Below are 4,280 nucleotides of genomic sequence, written 5' to 3'. Positions count from 1 at the left end.
GGTCGAGTAGGCCCTGGGAACCACCCCCAAAGCCTCTCACAGAACCGTACGTGAACCTCTCGATTCATACGGCTCTTGTTATCCAACCATTGCCCTTGATCCTGCCCAGTGAGCAAATAGATCCGGCCGTCGCCGACGCAGTCCATTCACTCTCCGGGCAGCCTGTAACAGACCTCTGAGTTTCCGATACTTCCCTAATGCCCACCGGCTCAACCTCAGATCGAAATGAAACAGCACATTCCGAATGTAGCTGCGGCCAAACAGGCTATAGTACTGCATCCAGCCTCGGAGGCGGGACTGACAGAATCGAGCGAACTGCCCGAGTTCTTTCTGTCGCCACCATTTCCAGGGCCACTCGTTGATCTGCTTGCGGATCTCTTTCGCTGCACTCTGGCTGATGGCCGCCGTGAAGTAGACTTTCTTTTGTCCCAACCGGTTGCGGATCAGCCGCGGTCGGAAGGTGTGACCCAGAAAATCAAACGCGATCTCCGGGTAGTCCCGCCGGTTGTACTCGCTCTTACAATACACAATCTTTGTCTTGCGGGGATGGAGCGTCAAGCCACACGCTGTGAATCGTGCCTCAAGGACCGATTTCAGTGCTTGAGCTTCCCGTTCACTGGAACAATGGCATACGATATCGTCCGCATAGCGTTCGAACTGGATGCCACCCCAGCGCTTCTCCACCCAGCGATCAAAGACGTAGTGCAGGAACAGGTTTGCCAGTAAGGGACTGATCACACCGCCTTGCGGCGTGCCCCGATCGCGTTCCTCCACGGAACCATCCGCCAACTGAACCGGCGCGCTTAGCCAGCGCCGGATGTACAGCTTCTGCCAGTCCTCGGTCACATGACGATCCACGGCCTTCATTAACAGGTTGTGGTCGATGTTGTCGAAGAAGCCTTGAATGTCCATATCCAGCACCCAGGCTTTCTTCCAGCACCGGGCCTGAGTCTGTTTCAGCGCATCGTGCGCTGACTTTCCCGGGCGGTAGCCGTAAGAGTCCGGGTGGAAGTGTTGTTCCAGTTCCGGTTCAATCAGCAGCTTGACCACCATCTGCGCAATGCGGTCGGCAACCGTTGGGATGCCGAGACGACGGGTTGCCCCATCCGCCTTTTCGATCTCCACGCGCAAAACCGGTGGTGGATGATAGCTTCCTGAGGACAAACGGTTCCAAAGCTTGTAAAGGTTATTGCTGAGGTCACCATCAAAGTCTTCCAGACTCTGATGATCTACCCCGGCGCTACCTTTGTTGGCTCGAACCCGCTTGTAGGCCTGATAGACCAAGGCCTTCGGGATGGTAAATGGTTTTGCCTGACCCTGACGGCTCCTCCCGGAATTCGGTTGGCCATCTGGATCCGACGGGATAACTTGCCCCCTTCGCTCCACACCCATTACAGGTGTTTCCACACTACTACGGGCCAATCCGTCCCTGTGTCCTGCATCGGTACTCTCGCCTCGCGGGATCTCCACTTGTGCTTCTCCCTTAACATCAGGACGACAGGTTCTCATGTTCCATACTCAAGCCTGTACCCAGGTCATGCCGCCTCAAGACCGGCTGCCGCTGTGTCCGTTGTGCCAGCTCACGTCACAGCTCATCCCGGGGAGACGCTCGGTCCCCGGTTCTGACAACATCTGTCTACATTTCGACCCCTCATCGGCGGTTCACTTTCGTTCATCTCCTTGGGTACGTACCTGACCGCTCTTGACGGCCTTTTCCCATGTCGCTCACGACCCGCACTCTTAATGCAAGCCGCACAGGGCGGTTTGATCCCGGTGTCTGGTCACCGAGACCGAGGGGCCTTCCCTCATCTTGAGTACAGCAAGAAAGACTGAAGTCTTTCGTCATGACACACGAGCGCAGCGCAGTTGGCGTCCCGTTGACCACCTTGTTAGCACCAGCCAGCGGCATGACGGTGCTCGCTGGCGAACTGAATTGTTCGCAACAACGGAAACTGCTCTGGTATCGCCGCCTTGGCAATTTTCTTGTTTCCGATCCCGGAAACGATTTCTGCGAATAGCTCGGAGGTTGTCATTACTCGACCACCTGCAAGTGTCTTTACGTTCGCATTGCTGGCAAACCCAAGGAGTGCGATTTGCTCAATCTCTTTGGGTAAGCTAATGCCGTCGAACAGCGCTGGGATATGTTGCCGCCCGGCTTCAAATTTTTTGCCGTAACGCTGCTCACGCTTTGCCCATGAGTGCGCGTCCATAGATGGCTCGATGTGAACCAGGTGCTGTTGCCCAGGATGAAAAGCCACCACATCAAGCTCGCACTCGTAGCCACCATTCGCACGAGGCCCAACCTGAATATTCCGGCGGACGAAATATCCTCTGTATTCATACCACTCAGCAACGAGCTGTTCGAGATGGTTCATAAAGTGCTAACGTTCTGGCTTTGCGGCGCACCGTAGCGCCAGCGTAGGCGCGTCCGACAACAGCCACATGTTATGAGTTTTCACTGTGGTAAGCGTTCATCAAGGAATTTAATCTTGCTGTCTCGGGGTTTTGGTTGAATAGCTCTGGGTCTCGCTCGAAAAGCATTTCGATGTAGTTGTGCATGATTTTGTACTCTCGAATGCTGCGAATTTTTCCCCGTCTCAAGATCGGGTTAACTTGAAACCCGAACACGTGCCGGTCAAGCACGATGACGCCGAACCTCAACAAGGCGAAAACCACCACTAATAGAGCAAACATAAGAATCAATGGCACCCAACTTTCCTCAATTTACTCATAACGCCAATATTAAGCGGCGCCCGACTAGGGCGTCCGGTGGACGGCCGCCAGGCCGGGAACGAACTTGAATGACTTGTTGGGCGTCAAACCCACCGGCGCACCTCTGCTTCATACTGCCTGTAAGCCTCACCAAACTTTTCCCGCATGTGCCGCTCCTCTGGAACGATTTGGAACCGGTTCATATAAACAACGAATACCGGAAGCAGTGCAAGACTTGCTAGATTGCTCAGAAAAATTCCCCAAGCAATGAGAACGAGCAAGAACCCAACGTACATCGGGTTTCGACTTATTCGATAGACCCCGCGCACGACAAGGCTGACGGATTGATCTGGCACTCGCGGGTCGACGGTTGTGCCCGCTGAGCGAAATTCCAATACACCAAGTAACGCAAAAGCAACACCAATTGCCGCAAACACCAGTGCTGCAAGCAGAGACGCTAACAAAGTGAAACCAAGACTCGGAACAGCGACCGCCAATGTCCACATGAGGCTTGCAGTAACAAGTACCAAAATAACTGGTGGGATTTTTAGCTCTAATGTCTGCACGATGATTCCTTGAGCGCCCAACGCCGAGCACAGCGGCGCCACGACAGTGGCGTCCGGCGGCCATCGGCCGCGTACTGATGCGCTTTGTTAAGAATGACGTCGAGGCTGGTACTCATCGTGATTAGCTACCTTGCCCCTCAGCATTTTCTGCCAAAGCTTAGATTGAGTTTCGTAGTCTAGCGAAGACCAGTCCACGAGCTCTATACCAGCGTCTTGATAGTCGCCTTTTGCTTTCATCGCCGCGTAATTCTCAGATCTAGTGACGATATGAACTTGCTCGCAGCGTTTGATGGTTTCAATAAATTCTTGGGCGTCTCGGTAATCGTCTCTTAGATGCCTTTCAACAAGTTGCGTCAGCGTGGTCTGAATTCGCAAAAAGTGCTCCAGCCGCAATTCCTCCTCGAAATAGGAGGCTTGTTTGGAAACGCGCCCCGTGAACATTCGAACTCTCTTTTTAAGCCGCTCTACAGTTGCATGGGTATACCAAGAGCGAGCCACGCTTGGAGTAACATTTGGGCGGGCAGCAAGCCACATGATCTCCTCATATACTGCCGACAGCTCGTCATTTAAATTGGAGTCGATCGTATGCCTCCTGAAATTCTTAACGCGAAGCACAGCGGCGGCCCGACAGGGGCGTCCGGCGGCCATCAGCCGCGTACTGCTGCGATTTGTTAAGTTTTTGCGCGGTTCTTAATCGCAACAATGGGCATGATGATTACCAAGCTATAGAGAAGCATACCAACAGTAAGAGTAGCAAACTCAAGCAATTCAATACCGCGACCCGGTATGTCGAATACGGTATAACTCCATACTCCGGCACTCACACCAATGACAGAATAGATCAAGCCACGGAAGTACGTTCCAATACCAGCCTTCTTGAGTAACGGCCCTCCAATGAGCGCGATAATTCCAGCGGCAAAAAATATCGGGATCGAGTTTACGACAGCGCTTTCAAGCATGAATTCAATAATGCTGTTCACGGCTTCTCCCTAAACTTAACGC

The 4,280-nt window shown here is 53.3% G+C and carries 5 protein-coding genes; all 5 read right to left on the bottom strand.

Annotated features, from left to right (window positions below; translation table 11 throughout):
• Positions 1-78: 78 nt before the first annotated feature.
• The 5 genes from ltrA to C7H09_RS09480 all read right to left on the bottom strand — a co-directional run bounded on the left by ltrA (position 79) and on the right by C7H09_RS09480 (position 4,258).
• The gene (gene ltrA, locus C7H09_RS09505; RefSeq protein WP_240616512.1) at positions 79-1,407 is read right to left on the bottom strand and encodes a group II intron reverse transcriptase/maturase; all 1,329 of its coding nucleotides are present in this window, start codon (positions 1,405-1,407) and stop codon (positions 79-81) included.
• Between the two features lie 482 nt (positions 1,408-1,889).
• Positions 1,890-2,375 (bottom strand): hypothetical protein, encoded by a 486-nt coding sequence (locus C7H09_RS09500; RefSeq protein WP_106762291.1) that lies wholly within the window; start codon positions 2,373-2,375, stop codon positions 1,890-1,892.
• Positions 2,376-2,816: 441 nt separating this feature from the next.
• Positions 2,817-3,278 (bottom strand): methyltransferase family protein, encoded by a 462-nt coding sequence (locus tag C7H09_RS09490; protein ID WP_106762290.1) that lies wholly within the window; start codon positions 3,276-3,278, stop codon positions 2,817-2,819.
• Between the two features lie 87 nt (positions 3,279-3,365).
• Complete coding sequence (locus C7H09_RS09485; protein ID WP_133166222.1) at positions 3,366-3,812, bottom strand: hypothetical protein; 447 nt, start codon at positions 3,810-3,812, stop codon at positions 3,366-3,368.
• Between the two features lie 137 nt (positions 3,813-3,949).
• On the bottom strand, positions 3,950-4,258 hold the full coding sequence (locus tag C7H09_RS09480; RefSeq protein WP_106761488.1) for a hypothetical protein: 309 nt from the start codon (positions 4,256-4,258) through the stop codon (positions 3,950-3,952).
• Between the last annotated feature and the right edge of the window lie 22 nt (positions 4,259-4,280).

Source organism: Marinobacter fuscus (assembly GCF_003007675.1).
GTDB classification, from domain to species: Bacteria; Pseudomonadota; Gammaproteobacteria; order Pseudomonadales; family Oleiphilaceae; genus Marinobacter; species Marinobacter fuscus.
Note: the sequence above shows the minus strand (reverse complement) of the source record. Positions and strands in the feature narration are given on the sequence as shown.

Bases quoted from the DNA above. Each gene is read 5' to 3' on its own strand.
- C7H09_RS09500 (WP_106762291.1), bottom strand. From the start codon at position 2,375: ATGAACCATCTCGAACAGCTCGTTGCTGAGTGGTATGAATACAGAGGA.
- C7H09_RS09485 (WP_133166222.1), bottom strand. From the start codon at position 3,812: ATGTGGCTTGCTGCCCGCCCAAATGTTACTCCAAGCGTGGCTCGCTCT.